The sequence below is a fragment of the Microbacterium sp. H6 genome (assembly GCF_003314775.1).
Lineage (GTDB): Bacteria > Actinomycetota > Actinomycetes > Actinomycetales > Microbacteriaceae > Microbacterium > Microbacterium oxydans.
Genome location: NZ_QOAY01000023.1, coordinates 1 through 219 on the forward strand (window position 1 = coordinate 1; position 219 = coordinate 219).

At 74.4% G+C, this 219-nt stretch carries 1 protein-coding gene; it reads right to left on the reverse strand.

Going from position 1 to position 219, the window contains the following annotated elements; translation table 11 throughout:
- Positions 1–219, reverse strand: a 219-nt coding sequence (locus DSP71_RS01115) for a phosphoenolpyruvate carboxylase (protein ID WP_113680149.1), incomplete at both ends; no start/stop codon positions are given.

Here is a 219-nt window from a genome sequence, read left to right on the forward strand (position 1 = left end):
GGGTCCGGCCGATGCGCCCCAGCGCGCGCTCGAGGCCGCGGAGCACATGGTCCGCCGCGATCTGCGACGCCTCCCGCGTGACGGAGGCCGTGACGAACGGGTTGCCGTCGCGGTCACCGCCCACCCAGGAGCCGATGCGCACGAACGCGGGGACCACCGGAGCGCTCGCACCCGAATCGTCTCCGCGGAGGGCATCGTCGATGCGGCGGTAGACGTGCG